Source organism: Streptomyces sp. NPDC046465, from assembly GCF_040646035.1.
Taxonomy (GTDB): domain Bacteria; phylum Actinomycetota; class Actinomycetes; order Streptomycetales; family Streptomycetaceae; genus Streptomyces.
The window spans coordinates 354,116-377,062 of sequence record NZ_JBEYZK010000003.1; the positions used below are offsets into that span (position 1 = coordinate 354,116).

General features: G+C 73.0%; 18 protein-coding genes. 7 read left to right on the top strand and 11 right to left on the bottom strand.

All coding sequences use genetic code 11. The features are described 5' to 3' along the window. Position 1: 1 nt before the first annotated feature. Positions 2–832, bottom strand: coding sequence for an alpha/beta hydrolase (locus tag ABZ953_RS07225; protein ID WP_361718075.1), 831 nt, complete (start codon positions 830–832; stop codon positions 2–4). A gap of 123 nt (positions 833–955) precedes the next feature. On the opposite strand from ABZ953_RS07225, the gene ABZ953_RS07230 reads away from it, so the two are divergent. Both ABZ953_RS07230 and ABZ953_RS07235 read left to right on the top strand, forming a co-directional pair. Continuing rightward, positions 956–1,846, top strand: a complete 891-nt coding sequence (locus ABZ953_RS07230; RefSeq protein WP_361718078.1) for an RNA polymerase sigma-70 factor — start codon at positions 956–958, stop codon at positions 1,844–1,846. Positions 1,847–2,152: 306 nt separating this feature from the next. Further along, a complete protein-coding gene (locus ABZ953_RS07235) occupies positions 2,153–2,914 on the top strand; it encodes a GntR family transcriptional regulator (protein WP_361718081.1) in 762 nt (253 codons plus the stop codon). Between the two features lie 93 nt (positions 2,915–3,007). On the opposite strand, the gene ABZ953_RS07240 is transcribed toward ABZ953_RS07235, so the two are convergent. The 3 genes from ABZ953_RS07240 to ABZ953_RS07250 form a co-directional block, all read right to left on the bottom strand. Beyond that, a complete protein-coding gene (locus tag ABZ953_RS07240; RefSeq protein ID WP_361718084.1) occupies positions 3,008–4,165 on the bottom strand; it encodes an ROK family transcriptional regulator in 1,158 nt (385 codons plus the stop codon). A gap of 97 nt (positions 4,166–4,262) precedes the next feature. Then, complete coding sequence (locus tag ABZ953_RS07245; protein ID WP_361718087.1) at positions 4,263–4,925, bottom strand: response regulator transcription factor; 663 nt, start codon at positions 4,923–4,925, stop codon at positions 4,263–4,265. A gap of 14 nt (positions 4,926–4,939) precedes the next feature. Continuing rightward, positions 4,940–6,199, bottom strand: a complete 1,260-nt coding sequence (locus tag ABZ953_RS07250) for a histidine kinase (protein WP_361718090.1) — start codon at positions 6,197–6,199, stop codon at positions 4,940–4,942. 109 nt (positions 6,200–6,308) lie between these two features. On the opposite strand from ABZ953_RS07250, the gene ABZ953_RS07255 reads away from it, so the two are divergent. The 4 genes from ABZ953_RS07255 to ABZ953_RS07270 all read left to right on the top strand — a co-directional run bounded on the left by ABZ953_RS07255 (position 6,309) and on the right by ABZ953_RS07270 (position 12,461). Beyond that, on the top strand, positions 6,309–7,241 hold the full coding sequence (locus tag ABZ953_RS07255) for an ATP-binding cassette domain-containing protein (protein WP_361718093.1): 933 nt from the start codon (positions 6,309–6,311) through the stop codon (positions 7,239–7,241). A gap of 2 nt (positions 7,242–7,243) precedes the next feature. Further along, entirely contained in the window at positions 7,244–7,990 is a 747-nt protein-coding gene (locus ABZ953_RS07260) for an ABC transporter permease (protein ID WP_361718096.1), read from the top strand. A gap of 34 nt (positions 7,991–8,024) precedes the next feature. Continuing rightward, positions 8,025–8,516, top strand: a complete 492-nt coding sequence (locus ABZ953_RS07265; protein WP_361718099.1) for a hypothetical protein — start codon at positions 8,025–8,027, stop codon at positions 8,514–8,516. A 138-nt stretch (positions 8,517–8,654) separates the two neighbouring features. Next, on the top strand, positions 8,655–12,461 hold the full coding sequence (locus ABZ953_RS07270; protein ID WP_361718102.1) for an ABC transporter ATP-binding protein: 3,807 nt from the start codon (positions 8,655–8,657) through the stop codon (positions 12,459–12,461). A gap of 68 nt (positions 12,462–12,529) precedes the next feature. On the opposite strand, the gene ABZ953_RS07275 is transcribed toward ABZ953_RS07270, so the two are convergent. Together ABZ953_RS07275 and ABZ953_RS07280 are read right to left on the bottom strand one after the other, a co-directional pair. After that, the gene (locus tag ABZ953_RS07275; RefSeq protein ID WP_361718105.1) at positions 12,530–13,129 is read right to left on the bottom strand and encodes a hypothetical protein; all 600 of its coding nucleotides are present in this window, start codon (positions 13,127–13,129) and stop codon (positions 12,530–12,532) included. After that, entirely contained in the window at positions 13,126–13,731 is a 606-nt protein-coding gene (locus ABZ953_RS07280) for a hypothetical protein (RefSeq protein WP_361718108.1), read from the bottom strand. Before ABZ953_RS07280 ends, ABZ953_RS07275 begins: the two co-directional genes overlap by 4 nt. A 352-nt stretch (positions 13,732–14,083) precedes the next feature. On the opposite strand from ABZ953_RS07280, the gene ABZ953_RS07285 reads away from it, so the two are divergent. Beyond that, entirely contained in the window at positions 14,084–15,544 is a 1,461-nt protein-coding gene (locus tag ABZ953_RS07285) for an NB-ARC domain-containing protein (RefSeq protein WP_361718111.1), read from the top strand. On the opposite strand, the gene ABZ953_RS07290 is transcribed toward ABZ953_RS07285, so the two are convergent. From ABZ953_RS07290 to ABZ953_RS07310, 5 genes are read right to left on the bottom strand one after another with little or no spacing between them, the layout of a single operon-like run. Next, entirely contained in the window at positions 15,541–16,596 is a 1,056-nt protein-coding gene (locus ABZ953_RS07290; RefSeq protein WP_361718113.1) for an enoyl-CoA hydratase/isomerase family protein, read from the bottom strand. The genes ABZ953_RS07285 and ABZ953_RS07290 overlap by 4 nt on opposite strands. A gap of 17 nt (positions 16,597–16,613) precedes the next feature. Then, positions 16,614–17,621, bottom strand: a complete 1,008-nt coding sequence (gene meaB / locus ABZ953_RS07295) for a methylmalonyl Co-A mutase-associated GTPase MeaB (protein WP_361718116.1) — start codon at positions 17,619–17,621, stop codon at positions 16,614–16,616. An 18-nt stretch (positions 17,622–17,639) separates the two neighbouring features. After that, positions 17,640–19,841: a methylmalonyl-CoA mutase gene (gene scpA / locus ABZ953_RS07300; RefSeq protein ID WP_361718119.1), complete on the bottom strand. Its 2,202-nt coding sequence runs from the start codon at positions 19,839–19,841 to the stop codon at positions 17,640–17,642. Continuing rightward, positions 19,841–21,688, bottom strand: a complete 1,848-nt coding sequence (locus ABZ953_RS07305; protein ID WP_361718122.1) for a methylmalonyl-CoA mutase family protein — start codon at positions 21,686–21,688, stop codon at positions 19,841–19,843. Before ABZ953_RS07305 ends, scpA begins: the two co-directional genes overlap by 1 nt. Further along, positions 21,685–22,593 (bottom strand): GNAT family N-acetyltransferase, encoded by a 909-nt coding sequence (locus ABZ953_RS07310; protein ID WP_361718125.1) that lies wholly within the window; start codon positions 22,591–22,593, stop codon positions 21,685–21,687. Before ABZ953_RS07310 ends, ABZ953_RS07305 begins: the two co-directional genes overlap by 4 nt. Positions 22,594–22,947 lie beyond the last annotated feature (354 nt).

Here is a 22,947-nt window from a genome sequence, read left to right on the forward strand (position 1 = left end):
GTCAGCGGCAGGTGTCGAGGATGACGCGGGCGACGAGCGCCGGGTCGTCGTTCATCGGGACGTGGCCGCAGCCGGGGAGCCGGATCAGCCGTGCGCCGGGGATGGTGTGCTTGGCGCGGATCCCCTGGCGGCGCAGGAGCAACCGGTCCCGCGTGCCCCAGGCGACGGTGACCGGCAGGTCCGGCACATCGTCCTGGAAGAGGAGGCCGCGCCCGGCCGCCAGTGTCGCGTCGAAGGCCGTGGCGTTCCGCAGCGCGAGCGTCTCGGCGACGACGGCCTCCGGTGAACGGCGCCACGGGCGGGCGTAGATGGTGCTCGTGAGCGCGAAGCGCCCGGCCGCACTGGCGGACAACCGCTCTATCGCGGGCACGGGCAGCAGGCGAGCGCCCTGCCGCATCGCGAGGAGGGTGGCGAACGCGTACCGCTGCTCCGCGGGCGACCAGAAGCCGCCGGGGGACAGCGCGGTGACCGAGCGGACCAGCTTCTCGCGGCCCAGTTCGAGCGCGAGCAGCCCGCCCAGGGAGTTGCCCGCCACATGCGGGCGCTCCACCCCCAGCGCCTCGCAGAGAGCGCTCAGGGCCGGGACGACCGTGGAGAGGTCGTGCGGCAGGCCGTCCGGCAGGGCGGGCGAGTGCCCGAAGCCCGGCAGGTCGACGGCGATCACATCGTGCTCCGCGGCCAGGATCCCGAGCACCGGGTCCCAGGCCTGGCGGTGGTGGCCGATGCCGTGCAGGAGCAGCAACGGCTCGCCGGACCCCACCCGTTCGTAGGAGATCGTCACGGTGCCGGTGCCGCCGGGCGACGGCACACTGAAGGACACCTCTGTGGCCATGACTGCTCCTGTCCTGCCGAGAATGTTAGACACGTCGTCAGCAACAATTACCGCTCAGTAGGCTTCAGTTCAAGAGGGCGGAGCGGCCTGGACACCCGCTGCGCGGTGGGCTGGGATGGGAGCGTGGCTACCGACAGCGTGACCGACCTCTTCGAAGAGCACCGTTCAGTCCTGATGGGCGTCGCCTACCGCATGCTCGGCCGCGTGGTCGACGCCGAGGACGTCGTCCAGGAGGCCTGGCTGCGCTGGTCGGGGTCCGACCACGGCCAGGTGCGCGAACCGCGCGCCTACTTGGTGCGCATCACCACCCGGCTCGCCATCGACCGCCTGCGCCACCTGCAGTCCCGCCGCGAGGCGTACGTGGGGCCATGGCTCCCCGAGCCCTGCGTCACCGAGTTCGGGCCGACCGTCCCCGACACCGCGGAGCGCGCCGTCCTCGCCGAGTCGGTCTCCCTCGCGGTCCTCGTGGTCCTGGAGTCCCTCTCACCCCTGGAGCGCGCCGTGTTCGTGCTCCGCGAGGCCTTCGGCTTCCCCTACTCCGAGATCGCGCTCACGCTCGACCGGGGCGAGGCCGCCGTGCGCCAGCTCGCCGGGCGGGCCCGCAAGCACGTCGACGCGGGCCGGCCCCGCTACCGGGTGGACCCGGCCGAGCGCCGCGACCTGACCGAGCGGTTCCTGGCCGCGGCGACCGAGGGCGACCTGGACGGGCTGATGTCGCTCCTCGCGCCCGACGTCCGGCTGATCGGCGACGCCGGCGGCAAGACGAAGGCTCCGCTGCGCGTCCTGGAGACCGCCGACAAGGTGGGCCGCTTCCTGTACAGCACCGCCGCCACCGCGGTCAGGACCGCGGCCCAGGTCGAGATCCGGTTCGTCGAACTCAACGGCGCCGAGTCCGCGTACATCCTGATCGACGGCAAGCCCGACAGCGTCTTCCAGCTGGACGCCGTCGACGGACGCGTCCAGAACATCTACATCGTCCGGAACCCCGACAAAATCGCGGCACTAGCCCGGTAGAGTTCCGGCCTCATCTCACGCGCCACGGCGCGTTCGCGCACCACGGAGCCCCCGTCCGGCAGGGCGGGGGCTCCGTGGTGCGATCTTTGTCGGCCGTTCACGCGCGCGTGGCCGATTACGCCCGCTTGGCCCCGTGCGAACTCCGCATGAATGCTCTGTGGCATCGTCCCTGTGCAGGCTGTAACGGAACGAGGATTGGTCTTGACCAAGGTTGAGTGCAGGCTTATGGTCGCAGAGATAGTGCAGGAACCTTTAATAAACAAGGGCACTTAAACGCCGCCGGTCACGGCGATTGCGGAGGACAGGGTGGGGACCACACAGCTCGAAACGGTGCCGGAGCCGAAGTACTGGCATCTGAAGACCGTGCTCAGTGAGGCGCTCGACTCCGAATTCGCCGTAGGGGAGATCCTGCCGAACGAGCGGGATCTCGCCGCCCGGTTCGGTGTCGCCCGCGCCACGCTCCGCCAGGCACTGGAGCAACTCGAACTCGAAGGCAGGCTGCAGCGCCGCCGCGGAGTGGGCACGACGGTCGCCCCGCCGCGGATGGGCGTGGCCGTCGGCTCCGCGCAGGGCACCTGGCCCGGCGAGGTCGGCGACGCCTGGCAGCCCGCGGACTGCGCTCCCGCGGTCCCGCCGGCCGACGTGGCCCGCATGCTGGAGACCCTCGCGGACGAGCAGGTGCACGTGGTGCGCCGCACCCGCGTCTCACAGGGACAGCCCGTCGCCGCCGAGCTGCTGTACGTCCCCACCTCATCCGTCGCCGAGCTGACCGGCATGGACGCGCCCTCCGGCGCGGCACGCGCGCGCGTGGTCCTGCACGATCTCGGCAGCCTCGGCCTCGAAGGCCAGGACCGCGCGGTGGAGCTCGGCTCCGCACGCGCCGACGACGCCAGGGCCCTCGACCGGCTGCCGGGCGCACCCGTGCTGGTCGTGACGACCCGCTTCTTCGCCGAGGGCCGCACGGCCGCGGTGTCCGTGGCCACCTACCGCGCCGACACCTGCAAGCTCACCTTCGGCGACTCCGGTGGCGTGGAGATACACCACGAGTCGGAGCGCCGCGCCTCCTGACAGCGGACCGGTACGCGCCGCCCGGCACACGTCGTGCCGGGCGCGCCGCGTTCCGGTGCCCTGTGGACGCCGCTTCCGGGCCTCCGCTGTCCCTCACTGCCGTGCGGTGACGGTTCCCTCGACGGCGAACAACTGCTCCTCGACATGGTCGAGCGCAAGCCGCAGTGCCCCGGTCGACACCGCCGCCTCACCGAGCACCGACAGCGCGACCCGCGGCGGCCGCAGGCAGTAGCGGGCCAGCTCCCGGTGCAGCGGTTCGAGCACGCCGTCCAGGCCCGCCGCCCAGCCGCCCACGACGACCAGTTCGGGGTCGAGCGCGAGGACGAGGGCGGCCACGTCGTGCACGAGCCGCTGGATGAACCGCTCGACGGCTGCCTGCGCCCGCGCGTCGCCCTCCCGCGCGTGGGCGAAGACCTCGGCGACCGCCTGCTCGTCCAGCGGGTGCAGCGGCTGGTCCGTGGTGGAGAGCAACGTCTCCGGAGTGACCTCCCGGCCCAGCAGATGCAGCGCCCCGATCTCTCCGGCCGCCCCGCCGTACCCCCGGTGGAGCCGCCCGCCGATCAGCGAGCCGGCCCCCGGGCTCAGCCCCGCGAGGACGAACACCAGGTCGTCGGTGTCAGCCGCCGCACCCTTCCAGTGCTCGGCCACGGCTGCCGCGTTGGCGTCGTTCTCCACAAGCACCGGGCACTTGAACGACCGGCGCAACCGCTCGCCCAGCTGCAGCCCCGTCCACTCGGGCAGCGCCGTACTCAGTCGCACCGTGCCGTCCGCCTCCAGGATGCCGGGGCTGCCCACTCCGACGGCACGCAGGGAGCTGCGGGCGATCCCGGCGCGGCGCAGCAGATCGGCGACCACGGTGCGCAGGCGTTCGAGCCGGTCGTCCGCGGACGCCTCTTCGGAGACGCCCCTCGAAGCCGTGCCGAGCACCTTGCCGTCCAGGTCCGAAAGCATGGCGGCCACTCGGTGCGGACCGATCTCCAGTCCGAGCAGATGCCCCGCCTCCGCCCGGAAGCGGAACTTCCGTGCAGGCCGCCCCTGACGGCGGGCGCCGCCGTCCTCGGCCGCGGACTCCACCACGAGCCCGGCCTCGATGAGCCCCTCGACGACCCCCTCGACGGTGGGCCGGGAGAGCCCGGTCAGGCGGGTGATCTCTGTGAGCGTCGCCAAGTCCGCGGCACGGAGCGCGTGCAGCACCACCGCGGAGTTGATACGTCGCAACAGAGACGGGTCCCCACCGGTCAGCCGCCCCAACGTCCGTCCTCCCAGCTCGTGCGCATGATGGCCGGATCGTACTCGCCGCACGGTACGGCGGCGAGTGCCGGGCCCGTATCTGCCCTGCGTACGGCCCTCATCCGGGCGAAACGAAGCCGGACTCGTACGCGACGATGACCGCCTGCGTCCGGTCGCGCGACCCGAGCTTGGCCAGCACGGCGCTCACGTGCGACTTGACGGTCTCCGTGCCGACCACGAGCCGGGCCGCGATCTCCGCGTTCGACAGACCCCGCGCCATGAGCCGCAGCACCTCCGCCTCGCGCTCGGTCAGCGCCGCACGGGCCAGCGCGGCCCGCGCCTCCGCGTTCCCCCGATCCCTGCCGTGCTCGCCCGCGAGCCGGCGCACCGCAGCGGGAAAGAGGAGCGACTCACCCTCGGCGACCAGGCGCACGGCGTGCACGATCTCCGCGGGCCTCGCCCGCTTCAACAGGAAGCCGTCGGCGCCGGCGCGCAGCGCCTCGTACACGTACTCGTCGTTCTCGAAGGTCGTCACCACCAGGATCTTCGGCGGATCCTGCACCGTGCGCAGCACCGCCCGGGTGGCCTCGATGCCGTCGAGCAGCGGCATGCGGACGTCCATCGCGACGACGTCCGGGCGCAGCTCCCGGACCAGGGGGATCACGGCGGCGCCGTCCGCCGCCTCGCCGACGACCCGGATGTCGGGCTGCGCCTCGAGGACGGCGCGCAGCCCCGCGCGTACGAGGGGCTCGTCGTCGACGAGAAGCACTGTGACCGGCATCCGGCCAGCGTAGATCACCCGAGCGGCAGCTCGACGTGCACCTGCCACTCGCCGTCGAGCGGGCCCGTGGTGGCCCGTCCGCCGAGCAGCGTGGCCCGCTCCCTGATGCCGCGGAGGCCGCTGCCGCCGCGTCCGGTGGAACCGTTCGCGCGGGGCAGGGAGTTGCGTATGTGCATGATCAGGCGGGCCTCGTCGACGGCGATCCGCAGCCGCACCGGAACCGGGCCGGAGTGCCGCAGGACGTTCGTCAGCGACTCCTGCAGCATGCGGTAGCCCTCGCGGGAGACGGGGCCCGGCAGCCGGTCCAGGGGGCCCGAGATCTCCACGTCGACCTGTGCGCCCGAGGCCCGGGCCGAGTCGAGGAGGCGCTCGGCGTCCGCGAGAGTGGGACGGCCGCTCGCGGGCCTGCCGTCCTCGCGCAGCACCCGCAGGACGCGCTCCAGATCCTCCAGGGCGGCCCGTCCCGTCTCCTCCACGGCCTCCAGGGCGCGGTCGGTGAACTCGGGGTCGGCCGCGGCCCGCGCGGCACCCGCCTGGACGACGGCGACCGTCAGCGCATGGCCGATGGAGTCGTGCAACTCCCGTGCGATGCGGTTGCGTTCCAGGAGCTGCTCGGTGCGCTCCTCCAGGTCGGCAAGACGCTCGGCGGGGGACGGACCGAGGAGGCGGCGGGCCGCCCGCGCCATCACATGTCCCGACACCACGATCAGTACCAGGACCGCAAGGACCGGCAGCAGACTCAGCGGGATGTTGACCCAGCCGCGCACGACGACGGGCAGGAGCAGACCGTCGTCGTCCGGGACCTCGTCCGTCGCGCCGAGCATGGCCAGGGAGAGCCCCAGAAGCTGCGCTGTCGCCACGGCGACCGCGCAGCCGAACTCCAGGCGCAGCACAAGCCACACCGCGGTCCTGCCCCGGTCCCGCCACGAGGCGGACGGAGCCGCGGAGATACCCGGGTCGACCCGCCACGAGGCGGACGGAGCCGCGGAGATACCCGGGTCGACCTCACCACCACCCGCCACGCGCGCGTGCGGACCGGGCATCAGCATCATCCTGGCTTGCAGCCCTTCCGCGCGCCGCATCGAGGGCACCATGGCGGCCGCCACGACCAAGGGGACCGGCACGAGGAGGATCAGCAACTCGTCCGCGAGCGTCAGGTCGGAGAGGCCGGGGAAGACCGCGCCGGAGATCCAGGCGATCACCGAGCCCATGAGGACGTGCAGCCACCGCGTATAGGTGACGGCGCGCGTCAGAGGTCTGAGCAAGCGGGGCATGGCGCCATCGTGCCAGGCACCCCGCGCCGTACGGCTCCCCCGTGCGGGGGAGACGGCCTCCCCGCGCGGGGGAAGACCCCGGTGGGCGCCGGGCGGAAGGCTGATGCCCATGACCAGCATCGACATCAAGGACCTCACCAAGGAGTACGGCACGACCCGCGCCGTGGACACCCTCACGTTCAGCGTCCGTCCCGGCCGGGTCACCGGCTTCCTCGGCCCCAACGGCGCGGGCAAGTCCACCACCATGCGGCTCGTACTCGGCCTTGACCGCCCCACCTCCGGCACGGCCACGGTGGGCGGCCGCCCCTACGCCGCTCTCCAGGATCCCCTGCGCCATGTCGGGGCGCTCCTCGACGCCCAGGCGGCCCACGGTTCGCGCACCGCCCGCAACCACCTCCTCGCCCTCGCGGTCGGCAACCGCCTTCCGGTGGGCCGGGTCGACGAGGTGCTCGACGAGGCCGGGCTCACCTCGGTCGGGAGCAAGCGGATCAAGACGTTCTCGCTCGGCATGCGGCAGCGCCTCGGCATCGCGGCCGCGCTCCTCGGCGACCCCGGGATCGTGCTGCTGGACGAGCCCTCCAACGGCCTCGACCCCGAAGGCATCATCTGGATACGCGAGTTGATGCGACGCCTGGCACGGGAGGGCCGCACGGTTCTCGTCTCCAGCCACCTCATGAACGAGACGGCCACCTTCGCCGACCACCTCGTGGTCCTCGGCCGCGGCAGGCTCCTCGCGGACACCCCCATGCCGGAGTTCATCGAGGGACACAGCCGGGCCCGGGTCCGGGTGCGCACGACGGACCCGGACCGGCTCCGCGGCGTTCTGTCGGGCAAGGGCCATGTCCTCGGTGAGGCGGGGGAAGGCCGGTGGACCGTGGACGGGGCCACGGCAGAGGAGATCGGGGCCATCGCCGCGGGCGCCGGAATTCCGCTCCTCGAACTCGCCGACGAGCAGGCCTCCCTGGAGCAGGCCTACCTCGCCCTGACGGCCGACGCGACCCAGTTCACGGCTGCCGCGCCCACGTCCCACCAGGAGGCCTGACCGTGCCGAACGCCGTCGCACTGCCCGTCGTCCACGCCGAGTGGATCAAAATCAAGTCGCTCCGGTCGAGCCTGGTCTCACTGACCGTCGTCTTCGCGGCGACCGTCGCCATCACCTTGCTGGTCTTCGCGACGGTCGGCCGGGCGGAGGCCGACAACGCCGGCGCCGAGCCGCTGTTCGACGCCTTCTACGCCCTCAACTTCGGCCAGATCGCCGCGATCAGCTTCGGCACGACCGCGGTCTCGTCCGAGTACACGAGCGGCGCCCTGCGGATCTCCCTCGCCGCGGTGCCCCGCCGCGGACTCTTCTACGCCGCCAAGATGGCGGTCGTCGGCGGCCTGGCCCTGCTCGTCGGGCTCGTCACCAGCTTCGGCACATTCCTGACCGGCCAGGCCTTTCTCGGGGAGTACGCCATCGGACTCGGGCACTCCGGGGCCGTGCGGGCCTGCGTCGGAGGCGGTGTCCATCTGGCCCTCATGGCTCTCCTCGCCGCGGGCCTGACCGCGGTGCTGCGCAGCGGAGTCGCCGTACTGAGCATCCTCATCCCCTTCACCCTGATCGTGTCCTTCGTGGTCGGCGACGTGGCGAGCGGTGTCGCGGAATTCCTGCCGGACCAGGCGGGTCAGCAGGTTCTGCACGAGGCTCCGAGCGGGACACTCGGCCCGTGGGCCGGACTTGCGGTGTGCGCCGCGTGGGCCGTCGCCGCGCTCCTCGCAGGCTGGTGGGCGGTGCGGCGCCGCGACGCGTGACGCGTTGTCAGTGGCGGCCGCTTTACTGGAGACCATGAGCACCGCACAGCATCTCGCCGCGATCGACCTGCTGCGCTCCCGGGAGTTCCCCGCGGAGCACGGCAGGTCGGAGTGCGGCAGTGAGGGCCCCGGCTTCCACCTGGCCGAGTTACTGACGAGCGGCTCGTTCTGGGAGGACGACGGCACGCTCCGAGAGGCCACCGAGGAACAGTACGAGGCGGAGCGCGAGGCACTGACCGTGCTCCTCGCCGATCGCTGGGGGCCGCCGCAGAGATTCAGCCTGGCCAGCCTCTTCGAACGCGCCACGGGCGCGGTGCATGCGGTGCATGCGGTGCAGAGGGAGGCTGGGGAGGAGGTCCACGAGAGCGAGGAGATACCTGAGCCGTGGGCGCAGTTGAGCTCGGCCGTGCCCGACCTCCATCTGTGGCGGGCGGACGGCCGCTGGATAGCCCTCGGTGTCGCCCAGTGGGACAAGGAACTGCCCTTCCAGCTGCTCGCCGTGGTCACGGAGACGGACCCGCCGTAGGCCGCTTTCGGCTGCCGACCGGCTGCCGACCGGCTGCCGACCGGCAGCGTCCGGTCGCGACCGGGACCGTCCTTGGGTGCCGCCGCTCCTCTGTGAGCATCGTGCCTCCGACGTCGGCGCGCGGCTCAGGAGGCCGGTATGCGTACGTGGCAGGAATGGACCGCGGCGGTAAGGCTGTTGTGGCGAGCGGGCCCCCGGCACACGGCCGCGCTCGCCGTGACCGTGATCTGCGGGGCGCTCACAGGGCCGCTCATCACGGTCGCGACCGGACGGCTCGTGGGCGCGCTGCCCGGAGCCGTGCGGGAGGGCGCAGGCTCGGCGGAGGCGCGACACGTCCTGACCGTACTCACCGTCTTCGGTGCGCTCACCCTCGCCCGCACGGGACTGCGCGCGGTGGAGAGCGGGCTCGCGGCGGTGCTGCGGGTGCGGGCGGCCGGCGTCGTGGAGGACCGCGTCCTTGCCGCCGCCACCGCCCCGGGCGGCATCGGACACCTGGAGGAGCCGGGCTACGCCGACACCCTGCGCCTTGCCACCGAGCCGGGCACCCGGCCCGACCAACTCGCCGCTCTGCTGCCCGAGATCGTGCGCCCCAGGATCGAAGGCATCGGTCTGCTCCTCCTCCTCGCGCCGCTGGCCTGGTGGGCGCCGCCGCTGCTCGGGCTCGCGGCGGTGCTGACCTACCGCGCCTATCTGCGACTGGCACGCCAGGTGCACGGCAGCATGGAGGAAGCGAGCGCGGTGATCCGGCGGGCGGCCTATCTGCGGTCGCTCGCCGTGGACCCCGAACCCGCCAAGGAGGTCCGCGTCTTCGGGCTCGGCGACTGGCTCGCCGACCGGATGACGGCGGTCTGGCAGTCGGGCATGGCCAAGGTCTGGGCCACGCGCAGGACGGCCGCGCGGCGCGCCTGCGGGACGGTGGGGTTCGTGGTCCTCGCGGAGGGCGTGGTCCTCGGATACGCGGCTTTCGGCGCCGCGCACGGCGACCTGGGGCTCACCCAGCTCGTGATCAGCGCCCAGGCGGCCCTCGCCGTGCCCGCGCTCGGCTGGATCGGCGACGAGGACCTCATGGTGCGGGACGCGCTGCTTGGGCTGCGGTCGCTCGCCGCACTGGAGCGGCGGGGGACGGCCGAGGGGGTCGAGCGTGCCGAGGGGGCCGAGGAGGCCCGCCCCGCGGGGCCGGGGAGCGTCCGTCCCCCGGCGACGAACCGCCGTATCGCCTTCGAGTCCGTGGACTTCACCTATCCCGGCGCCGACGAGCCCGTGCTCCGCGGGCTCGACCTGGAGATACCGGCGGGCACGTCCGTCGCACTCGTCGGGGCGAACGGAGCAGGCAAGACGACCCTCGTCAAACTCCTCGCGCGGCTGTACGAGCCGGACGCCGGGCGCATCACGGCGGACGGCGCGGACGCGCGGGAGTGCGACGCGCGGCAGTGGCGCCGCGGCATCTCCGTCGTCTTCCAGGACTTCGTGAAGTACCCGCTGTCCCTGCGCGACAACGTGGCGATCGGCGCCACGGAAATCAGCGGCGACGCGTACGAACTGGAGCAAGCCCTGGAGCTGGCGGGCGGCACGGAGCTGCTCCGCACGCTCGAAGCGGGCTGGGACACGGTCCTGTCCAGGCAGTTCGCGGGCGGCGTCGACCTGTCCGCGGGCCAGTGGCAGCGCGTCGCGCTCGCCCGCGCGCTGCTGGCCGCGCGGTCGGGAGCCGTACTCGTGCTTGACGAGCCCACCGCGCACCTCGACGCCAGGTCGGAGGCCGCCTTCTTCGACCGCTTCCTGACGGTGAGTCGGGGCGCCACCACGATCCTCGTCTCCCACCGCTTCTCGGGCGTGCGCAAGGCCCAGCTCATCCAGGTGCTGGACGGCGGGCGGATCGTGGAGAGCGGAACGCACGACGCACTGATGGCGCGGAACGGCAGGTACGCCCGGATGTACCGGTTGCAGGCAGGCCGGTTCGACGACAGCGAGACCGACCTCGACGGTGCCCGGGACGATGCCGTGACCGCCCGTGCACCACGTGCACCACGTGCACCAGTAGAGACACCGGTGGCGGCGCCGACCGGGCCACCGGACGATCCCGGCCCCTTCGACAGTGCGGCGGCACCCGGGGGCCGCCGCCGCGGCGTGCTCGACGCCCTGCGCACCCTCGTCCTCGGATCCTTCCGGGAGTCCTGGAGGATGGCCGTCCTCGGGCTGCTGCTCGTGCCCGCCGCGGCCGGTCTCGCGGCGCTGCAGGCCTGGTGGCTGCGGGCCATGGCCGAAGGTGCGAACGAAGGACTGCTGCAGCCCACGCTGACCGCCGCGCTCCTGCTCGTGGTGAGCCTCGGCGTATGGGAGGCGGTCGAGCTTGCGGCCGTCGGGGCCAGGATCGGGCTCAGCGAACGCGTGGGCTTCGCCTTCGACCGGTTGCTGGCCCGGCTCGCCGCGGGCATCCCCGGGCTGCGCCACCAGGAGTCGCCCGCGTTCCAGGACCGTCTGCATCTGTTGCGCAACCGGACCCTGGCCATGGGCGCTCTGCTCAACTGGGTGCTCAACCTGCTCGAACAGCTCGGCGGCTTCCTGGTCACCGCCGCGCTCCTGGCCACCGTCCACCCCCTGCTCCTGGTACTGCCGCTGGTCGGGGCCGTTGCCCTGCGCCTGCAGATCTCCGCCCGGGGGGGCATCGCTCGGGCCCAGGACGACACGGCGGCCGACTACCGGCTCGCCGTGCGACTGACCCGTCTCGCCACCTCACCCGCGGCGGGCAAGGAGTTGCGCGTCTTCGACGCAGGGGACGACCTCTGCGCCAGGGCGGGCGCGTTGCGGCACCGGGCGGACCGCGTGATGAGCCGGGCGCACTGGCGGGTCGCCGCGATCGGCTGCGCGTCCGGAGCGCTCAACTCGCTCGGTCTGGTGGGCGCGGTCGCCTTCGTGGTGCACCTCGCGGTGACCGGGCACACCGGGCTCGGCGCCGTCCTGCTCGCGGTCGTGCTGACCGGCCGGTTCACCGGCCACGTCGGCGGACTCGTGCAGGCCACGGGGGCGGTCGCCGAACTCCTGCAGAGCGCCGAGCGATTGCGCTGGCTGCGCGCGTACGCGGACCGGGCGAGCCTCACGCCGAGGCGGCCCGCGTCCTCCGACAGCTCCGTCCCTTCCGCCCGGCCGCTGCTGCCGTCGACGCTGCGCCAGGGCATAGCTCTCGAAGGGCTCTCCTTCAGGTATCCGGGCACATCCAGGACCGTGCTGCACGACGTCGGACTGTGCCTGCCGGCCGAGGGAGTGGTGGCCCTGGTCGGTGAGAACGGCTCCGGAAAATCCACCCTCGTGAAACTGCTGTGCCGGATGTACGAGCCGACGCTGGGCCGGATCACGGTCGACGGCACCCCGCTCGACGCCCTCGCCCCGGAGGCCTGGCGCGAGCGGCTCGGCGCCGCCTTCGAGGACTTCGTACGCTTCGAGTTGACGCTCCGCGAGGCGGTCGGTGCCGGGGACCTGCCGAACCTCGCGGACCCGCGGGCCGTCCTCGACGCCCTCGGCCGGGCCGGCGCCGCCGACCTGCCCGGATCCCTGCCGGACGGCCCGGAAACCCAGCTCGGCAGCCGCTGGGACCACGGGGTCGACCTGTCGACGGGCCAGTGGCAGAAGCTGGCGCTCGCGCGGGCCCTCATGCGCCGGGCCCCGCTGCTGCGCATCCTGGACGAGCCGACCGCCTCCCTCGACGCGGAGACCGAGCACGCCATCTTCGAACGGCACATGGACGCGGCGCGCGGCACCGGCCCCGACGGCACCCGGCCGGGCACGGTCACGCTGCTGGTCTCGCACCGCTTCTCGACCGTACGCGGCGCCGACCTCATCGTCGTACTCGACCGCGGGCGGGTCGTGGAGACGGGCCGGCACGAGGAGTTGCTGGCACGGCGCGGTCTCTACGCGCAGATGTACGGCCTTCAGGCGCGCGCCTATCGCTGAGCGCACCTGACGGCACAGGGAAGGAGCGCCGGCCTCGGCCGGCGCTCCTTCGTTCTGCGTACGGACTACTACGCGGCAGCGCCCTGCGGCACCAGCCACGCCGGGTCCCTGGGCTCCACCTTGTTGGCGAAGGCCATCAGCTGCGAGTACGCGGCCAGGTCGGCCATCGCGGACTGCATCCGCAGCAGCGCGTTGGCGGCCCGGTCGTCGGCCCGCTCCAGCCACTCACTGATGAGCGCGGCCACGGCAAGAGTGCGCTCGCGCATGTCGTGGCAGATGCCGACCGGGCCACCCGTCGCGGCCTGGTGGGCGAACTCCTGCCACAGCTCGACCGCGTGCGGCACCTCGCCGAGGCTGATGCCCGCACGGTAGAGCCGGTCGTAGTCGAGGCCGCGGTACCACGCGGCGGTCTCCTGAGTGAGGGTGCCCGACGCCAGAATGTCGGCCACCTCCGCCAGCATCCCGGCGGCTCCGTCGAGCCGGTCACGGGCCGCCCCGGCGTACACGGCGGCACCGTCGAGGCTGTCGCCGTGCTCGGCGAGCTCGATCGCCCGGCACAGTTCGCCGGTGGCCGCGGTCAGTTCGCCGCCCGCGGTCTGCGCGAGTGCCTTCTTGTCGCGCAGGCCCTCCTCGCTGAGGCTGAGGGCCTTGTTGCAGACTGCGCTCATATCCTGTTGCTCCTTTCGTCTCCGGCGCCGGCGACGGCGTGGGGAGTCATGCCGAGGATGTTGATGACGGCCAATGCCTGTCCGTAGATGCGGATGCGGTCGAACGTGCTGAGGAGCTGCCAGGCAAGGCGCTGCCAGTCGGCGGGGCGCGTGTCAGCGGTCCGTGCCGCGAAGTCGTCGAGGTCCGCCGAGAACTCGGTCAGCTCGGCGATGAAGTGGCTGAACGCCACCTCGTCCCCGCCCGTCTCGTAGCGGCGCGCGACGGTTTCGACGGCGGTCTCGTCCAGCTGGACGAGACCTGCCTCCCGGGCGGCGCCGAGCGTCTCGCGCACCGCGGCGGTCCCGCCTCCCGCGACCCGCAGCCGCTCGTCGTGGACCGGGTAGAAGCCGAGCTCCTGGGCGATCAGGTGCGAGGCGCGGTACTCCACAAGACCTGCCTGTACCGCGGCGGCCGCACAGCGGACCCGCAGACCGGCCTGGCGCACGTCGTTCAGCTCCAGGTCGGCGTGCATCAGGTGAAGCTCACCGCCCGCCCGCATGAAGTGGGCAGAACCGGTGGCGACGGGGCCGTCCACGCGCTCGTAGAGCGACTGGTCGGACACGCTGCTATCGGGCAGATTGGGTGCCTTTTTGTTGCAGACACTACTCATATGAGTCCTGTCTCCTTTATTGTCCGTTGTTGGTCGTACGGTGTTCGACGCCCGTGATCGGCGTCCGACAGGAAGCCGCACCAAACCGGCGGGCGGCATTCCACGAATGCCGTGGTGACAGCCGGTGCGGTGCCCGGTCGTCGCAACGCGGGATCCGAGCGGTAGATGGATGCTCGCAACGCACCCCCCGGGGGCGGCCTCGAAACCGGGCACCACCGGACAGGTCCGGATGGCTTCGGTCAGGCCACGTCCCCAGGGGACGGCCCGGCCCGGGCCGCTACGGGGGATGCGTACGGTGCCAGGAGTGACGCGAGCGGCGGGGCACCCGCCGAACGGGGTACTGGGGGAGGCGACCGCTGGTGTCTGCCCGGTCGAATCCGTGGACACGGCCGAAGGACTGGCCGTGGTGCTGCGGTCACTGCGCCGACGCGCCGCGCGCAGGGACGGCGGCGCGCAGCTCACCTACCGCGAGCTGTCGAAGCGGACGGGCTGGGCGCACGGGGTGATCGGCGACTACTTCGCGGGCAAGACGCTGCCGCCCACCGACCGCTTCGACGTACTGGTCCAACTGCTCGGCGCCACCGGGCGCGAGCTGCGGGAGCTGGCGACGGCCCGGGACCGGGTGGAGGAGGCGCGCCGGGCCCGCGCGGCCGCGGGCGGCCGTGCGGCGGAGCCAGGACCGGACGGGCCCCGGCTCCGGCCGGCCGCCCCCCGCCAACTGCCCGCGGACATCCCCGGACTCCCGGGCCGCGGCGAGGAGCTGGCCGCGCTCGACCAGCTCCGCCCGGCGCCGCGGGGCGGCGGGCCCGTCGTCGTCGCGCTCGACGGTCCCGGCGGTGTCGGGAAGTCGGCACTCGCCGTGCACGCGGCCCACCGGCTCGGCGAACGGTTCCCCGACGGCCAGCTCTACGCCGATCTGCGGGGCTCACGCCGCGACGAACGCCCCGTACCGCCCGCGGTCGTCCTGCGGCGGTTCCTCTGTGCGCTGGGTGCGCCGCGGCCCCATCCGGCCGGTGCGACCGACGCGGCGGCGGCCTACCGCACCCTGCTCACCGAGCGACGGGTGCTGATCGTCCTCGACAACGCCCTGGACGCGGCCCAGGTGCGTCCCCTCCTGCCGGCGGCCCGCGGCTGTACGGTCCTCGTCACCAGCCGGGGAGTCCTCGCCACCCTGAACGGCGCCAGCCATCTCCACCTCACGCCGCTGCCGCCCCCCGCCTCCGTCGCGGTGCTCGACCTCTGGGCGGGGCCGGGGCGGCTGGCCGCCGAACGCGGGGCCGCGGAGACGATCGCGCGCCACTGCGGTCACCTGCCGCTGGCCCTGCGCATCGCGGGCGCGCGCCTCGCGGCACGCCCGCGGTGGCCGGTGCGGGAACTCGCCGACCGGCTCGCGGACCCCGCGCGCCGTCTGGCGGAACTCTCCTTCGCGGATCTGGACATGCACGAGGCCATGGCCGCCAACCACCGGGAGCTGCTCGCCCGCGGCGCCACCGGCCGGGCCGCGGCCCTCGTGCTCCCGCAACTGGCGGCGCGGCAGGGCGACCTGACGGTGGCACAGGCGGCACAGGCGACCGGCGCGGCGCCGTCGGCGACCGAGGCGATTCTGGAGCAGCTGGTCGACGTGCAGCTCCTGGAGTCACGGGCGCCCGGACGCTACCGCTTCCACCCGCTCACCCGGCTCTTCGCCCTGTGCCCCGCGGCGGCTGCGCCCAGCCCCCGGAACGGCACCCGGCCGATGCCGTCGGCTGACCGTGCCATCGGCTAACCGGAGAAGGCGAGTCCGCCCCGGCCCGTCGGCTCGAAGAAGCGGGCCACATCGGCGTCGGTCACCTGTGCGAGGTCCGCGGGCGACCAGCGCGGCCTGCGGTCCTTGTCGACCACCTGGGCGCGGACGCCCTCGACCAGGTCGGGGGAGGCGAGCGCGGCGCAGGAGACGCGGTACTCCTGTTCCAGGACGGCCTCGAGGGACGGCAGTTCCCGGGCCCGGCGCAGCGCGGCGAGCGTGACCTTCAGGGAGGTCGGGGACTTCGCCAGGAGCGTCTCGGCGGCCTCCTTCGCGTGCCGGTCCCCGGCCGCGTACAGCCGGTCGACGATCTCCTCGACGGAGTCCGCGGCGTAGCAGTGGTCGATCCACTCCCGGTGCCCGGCGAGCTCACCCTCGGGCGCCTCGGCCGCGAACTCCCGTACGACGTCGGCCGCGTCGGCGTCGGCGAGCGCCGCGGTGAACTCCCCGAGCCGCTCCGACGCTACGTGGTGGTCGGCGAGGCCGCACAGCAGCGCGTCGCCCGCCCCCACCGCCGCCCCCGTCAGCGCGAGATGGGTGCCGAGCTCGCCGGGGGCGCGGGTGAGCAGATAGGTGCCGCCCACGTCGGGCACGAAGCCGATGCCGGTCTCCGGCATCGCCACCCGGGAGCGCTCGGTGACCACCCGCACGCTCCCGTGCGCCGACACCCCCACGCCGCCGCCCATCACGATGCCGTCCATGACGGCGACGTACGGCTTCGGACAGCGGGCGATCCGGGCGTTGAGGCAGTACTCGTCGTGCCAGAACGTGGCCGCCACCGCCGCGCGCCCCGCCCGGACGTCGTCGTGGACCGAACGGATGTCACCGCCCGCGCAGAGCCCCCGCTCCCCGGCGCCGGTGAGCACCACCGTCGCCACCGACTCGTCGCGCTCCCACGCGTCGAGGGCGTCCTGGATGATCCGGACCATCGCGTGGTTCAGGGCGTTGATGGCGCGGGGCCGGTTCAGGACGAGGTGCCCGGCACGGCCTTCGCGGCGCAGCAGGACGGGGGCGTCGTCGGGCGTGGCGTTCATGGTGCGGGTGGCTCCGTTCACGTGGGGCGCGTCGCGGGGCGGTCGCCCTGGAACGCGTCGAGGATCTGCTCGGCGGCCGAGGTGGCCGTCAACGTACCCTCCCGCACGCGCCGCTCCAGATCGGGGGTGGCGCCGCGCACGGCGGGGCTGTCCCGGAGCCTGCCCAGCAACTCGTCCCGCACCATCGCCCACGTCCAGTCGATCTGCTGGTCGCGGCGCTTGGCGGCGAGCCGGTCGGTCGAGTCGAGCAGCGTACGGTGCTGCTCGATCCGCTCCCAGAGGGTGTCGAGGCCGCTGGACTCGCGGGCACTGCAGGTCAGCACCGGAGGCGTCCACGCGGCGTCGGCCGGGTGCATGAGCCGCAGCGCGCCCGCCAGTTCCCGCGCCGCCGAGCGTGCGTCCCGTTCGTGCGGGCCGTCCGCCTTGTTCACGGCGATCACGTCCGCGAGCTCAAGGACGCCCTTCTTGATGCCCTGCAGCTGGTCGCCGGTGCGGGCGAGGGTCAGCAGCAGGAACGTGTCGACCATGTTCGCGACCGCGGTCTCCGACTGCCCGACGCCCACGGTCTCCACGAGCACCACGTCGTACCCCGCGGCCTCCATCACCACGATCGACTCCCGGGTCGCCTTGGCGACCCCGCCCAGCGTGCCCGCGGAGGGCGAAGGCCGGACGAAGGCCGCCGGATCCAGCGAGAGCCGCTCCATCCTGGTCTTGTCGCCCAGGATGGAGCCGCCCGTCCGCGTGGACGACGGGTCGACGGCGAGCACCGCGACCCGGTGCCCGAGCGAGGTGAGCATCGTGCCGAGCGCGTCGATGAACGTGGACTTGCCGACGCCCGGCACCCCGCTGATGCCGACCCGCCGCGCCCGCCCGCTGTGCGGAAGCAGCTCGGTCAGCAACTCCTGCGCCAGCGCCCGGTGCTGCGGCCTGGTCGACTCGACGAGGGTGATGGCGCGCGCGATGAACGCGCGCTTCCCGTCGAGGACGCCCTTCGCATACGTGTCGATGTCGATCGTCACAGGCATGGGTCGGCGCTCACCGGCTCACAGTTCGTGGCCGAGATCGGCCGCCAGTCGGTTCACCAGGTCGTACGCCGCGTCCGGGATGACCGTGCCGGGCGGGAAGACGGCGGTGGCGCCCGCCTCGTGCAGGGCGTCGATGTCCTGCGGCGGGATCACCCCGCCCACCACGATCATGATGTCGGCGCGGCCCTCGGCGGCGAGCTCCTCGCGCAGCGCGGGCACCAGGGTGAGGTGGCCCGCCGCGAGCGAGGAGACGCCGACGATGTGCACGTCCGCCTCGACGGCCTGGCGCGCGACCTCCGCGGGGGTCTGGAACAGCGGGCCGACGTCGACGTCGAAGCCCAGGTCGGCGAAGGCGCTGGCGATCACCTTCTGGCCGCGGTCGTGGCCGTCCTGGCCCATCTTGGCGACCAGGATGCGCGGCCTGCGCCCCTCCGCCTCGTCGAACGCGTCCACGAGCGTACGGGTCCGCTCGACGGACGGGGACTGGCCTGCTTCGGTGCGGTACACACCGGAGATCGTACGGATCTGGCCCGCGTGCCGCCCGTACTCACTCTCCAGTGCGTCGGAGATCTCACCGACCGTGGCCTTCGCGCGGGCCGCGTCCACCGCGAGCGCGAGCAGGTTGCCCTCGAGGCCCTGGCCGGGCCCGCGCCGGGCAGCCGCGGTCAGCGCGCGCAGCGCGTCCTGGCAGACCGTCTCGTCGCGCTCCGCGCGCAGCCGCCGCAGCTTGGCGATCTGCTGGCTGCGCACCGAGGAGTTGTCGACCTTGAGGACCTCGATCTGCTCGTCGCTGTCCACCCGGTACTTGTTGACGCCGATGACCGGCTGGCGCCCCGAGTCGATGCGGGCCTGCGTGCGCGCCGCGGCCTCCTCGACGCGCAGCTTCGGGATGCCCGCGTCGATGGCCTGCGCCATGCCGCCCGCCGCCTCGACCTCCTCGATGTGCTGCCAGGCACGGCGTGCCAGGTCGTACGTGAGCTTCTCGACGTACGCGCTGCCGCCCCACGGGTCGATGGTCCGCGTCGTGCCCGACTCCTGCTGGATCAGGAGCTGGGTGTTGCGGGCGATGCGCGCGGAGAAGTCGGTCGGCAGGGCGAGCGCCTCGTCCAGGGCGTTCGTGTGCAGGGACTGGGTGTGGCCCTGGGTCGCCGCCATCGCCTCGACGCAGGTGCGCGTGACGTTGTTGAACACGTCCTGCGCGGTCAGCGACCAGCCGGACGTCTGCGAATGGGTGCGCAGCGAGAGGGACTTGGCGTTCTTCGGGTCGAACTGCTTGACCAGCTTGGCCCACAGCAGGCGCGCCGCGCGGAGCTTGGCGACCTCCATGAAGAAGTTCATGCCGATCGCCCAGAAGAAGGAGAGCCGCGGCGCGAACGCGTCGACGTCCAGGCCCGCCTCCTGCCCCGCGCGCAGGTACTCCACGCCGTCGGCGAGCGTGTACGCGAGCTCCAGGTCGGCCGTCGCACCCGCTTCCTGGATGTGATAGCCGGAGATCGAGATGGAGTTGTAGCGCGGCATCTTCTGCGAGGTGTACGCGAAGATGTCGGAGATGATCCGCATCGAGGGCTTCGGCGGATAGATGTAGGTGTTGCGGACCATGAACTCTTTGAGAATGTCGTTCTGGATGGTCCCGGCCAGCTTCTCGGGCGGTACGCCCTGTTCCTCGGCGGCCACGATGTAGAGCGCGAGTACGGGAAGCACCGCGCCGTTCATCGTCATCGACACGGTCATCTTGTCCAGCGGAATGCCGTCGAAGAGCTGACGCATGTCATAGATCGAGTCGATGGCGACGCCCGCCATGCCGACGTCGCCCGTCACCCGCGGGTGGTCACTGTCGTAACCGCGGTGCGTGGGCAGGTCGAAGGCGACCGAGAGGCCCTTCTGCCCGGCCGCGAGATTGCGGCGGTAGAAGGCGTTGGACTCCTCGGCGGTGGAGAATCCCGCGTACTGCCGGATCGTCCAGGGCTGGTTCACGTACATCGTCGGGTAGGGGCCGCGTAGGTACGGCGCGACACCCGGGTACGTCCCGAGGAAGTCGAGGCCTTCCACGTCGGCCCCGGTGTACAGCGGCTTGACCGCGATGCCCTCGGGCGTCTCCCACAGCAGGTCGCTCTCGGACCGGCCGGTGGATTCCTTCACCGCCGTGCGCCACTGCTCGTGGGAACCCTCGGCGCCCGCGCCGGGACCCAGGTCGATGGAGGAGAAGTCGGGGATCCGCATTACGCCACTCCCATGCGGTCGAGGGTGGAGGAGAGCACGGCGACGGCGTCACAGCCCGCGAAGACGTACGCGTCGACACCGGCGTACTCCCCGCGCCCGGCCAGGAAGACCCGCTCCGCGCCCGCCGACTTGAGGGCCTGCGCGACCGCGTCGGCCTGTTCGGCGTAGAGCGCGTCGCTCGAGCACAGACACGCGACGCTCGCGCCACTGGCTCCGAAGGCCTCGGCGGCCGATTCGGGATCCACCGACGCCGGCTGGTGCACGGCCTCGATGCCGCCCGCCTGGAAGAGGTTCGCGGCGAAGGTGGCCCGCGCGGTGTGCGCGGCGGCCGGGCCGAGCGCGGCGAGGAACACCCGGGGCCGCGCGCCGGTCCGCGCCAGGTGCGCGTCCGAGCGGGCGCGCAGCGCTTCGTACGCCTCGTCGCGGCGCACCCGGGGCAGACCGCCGGAGGGCCCGGACGGCGCCGGATCGCGCTCCACGGGACGCTCGGTGAGCTGGGGGAACTCGCTGACGCCGGTGATGGGCTCGCGGCGCTTGGCGAGCTTCTTGCTGCGCTCGGCCCAGGTGGCCGCGAGGCGTTCGCCGATCATTCCGGAGCGCAGGGCCGCCGCCTGGCCGCCCGCGCGCTCGATCTCCTGGAAGAACTCCCAGCCCGCCTGAGCGAGTTCGTCGGTGAGGCGCTCCACGTACCAGGAGCCGCCCGCCGGGTCGATGACGCGCGCGAGGTGCGACTCCTCGATGAGGATCGTCGACGTGTTGCGGGCGATCCGGCGCGCGAACGCGTCGGGCAGGCCAAGCGAGTGGTCGAACGGCAGTACGGTGACGGCGTCGGCGCCCCCGACGCCCGCCGCCATGCAGGCCACTGTCGTGCGCAGCATGTTCACCCACGGGTCACGACGGGTCATCATCACCGATGACGTCACCGCGTGCTGGCGCTGTGAGCCCGCCGCGGGGGCCCCGCACACCTCGGCCACGCGGGCCCAGAGGCGCCGCGCCGCGCGGAGCTTGGCGATGGTCAGGAACTGGTCCGCGGTCGCCGCGTAGCGGAACTCCAGCTGGGCGCAGGCCTCGTCGACGGGGAGCCCGGCCGCAGTCAGGTCTCGCAGGTAGGCGACGCCGGTGGCGAGCGAGGCGCCCAGCTCTTGTGCCGCCGAGCCGCCCGCCTCGTGGTAGGGCAGCGCGTCCACCGCGAGCGCCCGCAGTCCGGGGTACCGCCGCGCACACAGCTGTGCGAGCTCCACGGCCCCGGCCGGATCCAACGCCTCGCCCGTACGGGCCTCGTGGGCCAGGACGTCCGCGCCGAGCGTGCCGCGTGCCGACGCGTCGGGGACGCCCGCCGTCTCGTACAGGCCGAGCAACGCGCGGGCGGCGGGGACGAATTCCGCGCCCGCGTCGAGCGCGATGGGGGCGAGGTCGAGATAGACGCCCCGCAGGGCCGACGCCAGAGCCGACACCGGGACACCGTTCGCGCCGACGCCCAGCCACACCGAGGTGACGCCGTGCTCCAGGTCCGCGAGTACGGCCTCGTTCGTCCGGGCGGGGTCGGTGCTCGCGTGGCGTTGCCGCACGTCCCAGCCCGTGGCCGCGCTGCCCCCGGCCGTGCCACCCCGTACGAAGGGGGCAAAGCCGGGATGTCCGACATCGGACGCGGCGTCGCGGGCGGTGTACAGGGGGCGGGTGATGAGCCCGTCCTCGAGAGCGGTGGACAGCGCTTCTTCGGCGGCCGGGCCCGATACGTCTTTACCCGACTTGCGCAGCACGCCTTCGACAAGGCGGTGCCACTGCTCATGGGTTGCGTCAGGGAACTCGGCGGCCAGCGAAAGCCCGTCGTCAGGCAGGACCGTCATGCCCCGATGCTAGGGCGCAATCCATGGCACGCGGTGCCATCGCGGGCTGTGACCTTGCCCTCTTCTGATCGCTCTTGATCTCGATCGAGCAGAGGGCTAGTGATTGCCGAGGGCGTCGAGCCACCCGTCGGCGTGGTCTGCCGGGGGCGGGCGACGGGCTTGCCCGTGACGTACTGGACGTACTCCCGGTGCAGCCGGAAACCTGCCGTCCAGGCCAGCAGCCGACTGGGCCGGTTGTCCCGGGCGCAGGACCAGCTCGCGGTGCGGCCGCGCGCGGTGACGTCCGCGCACAGGGCCGTCACACAGGCCAGGGCGAGGCGCTCGCGGCGACGCTCGGGGACGGTGAGCACCGCGACGTCCTCGTACACCTCGCCCGTGAAGTAGCTGCAGGCCACGGCGGCGATCTGACCGCTACGGTCGACCGCACCCCAGCCGTGCCCGGAGGCGGCGAGGCCCTCAGGGCCGCCCCAGCTGTCGTGGATCCAGGACGAGTCGGCGGAGAGGGCGGCCAGCGCGGGGGCGTCGTCGGGCGTCAGGCGGCGGACGGTCACGCCCCGGGGCGGCCGGGGCGGGTCGGTCTGTTCGCGATGTACGTACACCATCCGCTCGGCCGGTACGAGCCGGTCGAAGGCGGCGCCGAGCACCGGCAGGAAACGGTCGGGCGCCTCGACATGGCTGTGCGCGAAAGGGGCAAGGAGGTCCGGGGCGACACTCCTGGCGTCGCCGCGCAGCAGCACGTGGCCCGCGCACGAGACCGCCACGGCCCGGGGGTCGAGCGCACGGTCGGCCCACCAGCGCCCGGTGCCGACGGCCGCGACGTGCTCGGGCAGGGAGCCCGGCCCCGGTGTACCGGGAGCGAACCAGCGGGGCACGGCGGGCAGGTGGTGCGGGGGAAGCTCGATCATCAGCGGCTCCTGCGGAGTGAGGCCTTCGGGTGAAAACGGGCACCGGTCGGCAGGGCCGTGACCGGCGGTCGGCTGCCTCGGCGCCGGGTTCCCGCTCCGCCGGACATCCAACTGTCCCGCGCCCGCGGACTGCAAGAGCGTCTCATCGACTTTGACCCGACCCGAACGAGTGGAGGCCCCGCGCGTCGTCATCGCGTCAGAGGACGGCATCGATGCGTCAACGTCGCGTCATGGAGGGTCGGTTGGCACCGTGTGCCGGGCATAACGTCACCGTATGCCGCGGGGCTCCACCGGACCCGCGGTGCCGTGCCCGGCATCCCTGCGTCCGGGGTGACCGGCTTCCGGCTTCCCTGC

Bases quoted from the DNA above. Each gene is read 5' to 3' on its own strand.
- ABZ953_RS07225 (WP_361718075.1), bottom strand. From the start codon at position 832: ATGGCCACAGAGGTGTCCTTCAGTGTGCCGTCGCCCGGCGGCACCGGC.
- ABZ953_RS07245 (WP_361718087.1), bottom strand. From the start codon at position 4,925: ATGCCGGTCACAGTGCTTCTCGTCGACGACGAGCCCCTCGTACGCGCG.
- ABZ953_RS07250 (WP_361718090.1), bottom strand. From the start codon at position 6,199: ATGCCCCGCTTGCTCAGACCTCTGACGCGCGCCGTCACCTATACGCGG.
- ABZ953_RS07255 (WP_361718093.1), top strand. From the start codon at position 6,309: ATGACCAGCATCGACATCAAGGACCTCACCAAGGAGTACGGCACGACC.
- ABZ953_RS07265 (WP_361718099.1), top strand. From the start codon at position 8,025: ATGAGCACCGCACAGCATCTCGCCGCGATCGACCTGCTGCGCTCCCGG.
- ABZ953_RS07270 (WP_361718102.1), top strand. From the start codon at position 8,655: ATGCGTACGTGGCAGGAATGGACCGCGGCGGTAAGGCTGTTGTGGCGA.
- ABZ953_RS07275 (WP_361718105.1), bottom strand. From the start codon at position 13,129: ATGAGCGCAGTCTGCAACAAGGCCCTCAGCCTCAGCGAGGAGGGCCTG.
- ABZ953_RS07290 (WP_361718113.1), bottom strand. From the start codon at position 16,596: ATGAACGCCACGCCCGACGACGCCCCCGTCCTGCTGCGCCGCGAAGGC.
- meaB (WP_361718116.1), bottom strand. From the start codon at position 17,621: ATGCCTGTGACGATCGACATCGACACGTATGCGAAGGGCGTCCTCGAC.
- scpA (WP_361718119.1), bottom strand. From the start codon at position 19,841: ATGCGGATCCCCGACTTCTCCTCCATCGACCTGGGTCCCGGCGCGGGC.
- ABZ953_RS07305 (WP_361718122.1), bottom strand. From the start codon at position 21,688: ATGACGGTCCTGCCTGACGACGGGCTTTCGCTGGCCGCCGAGTTCCCT.
- ABZ953_RS07310 (WP_361718125.1), bottom strand. From the start codon at position 22,593: ATGATCGAGCTTCCCCCGCACCACCTGCCCGCCGTGCCCCGCTGGTTC.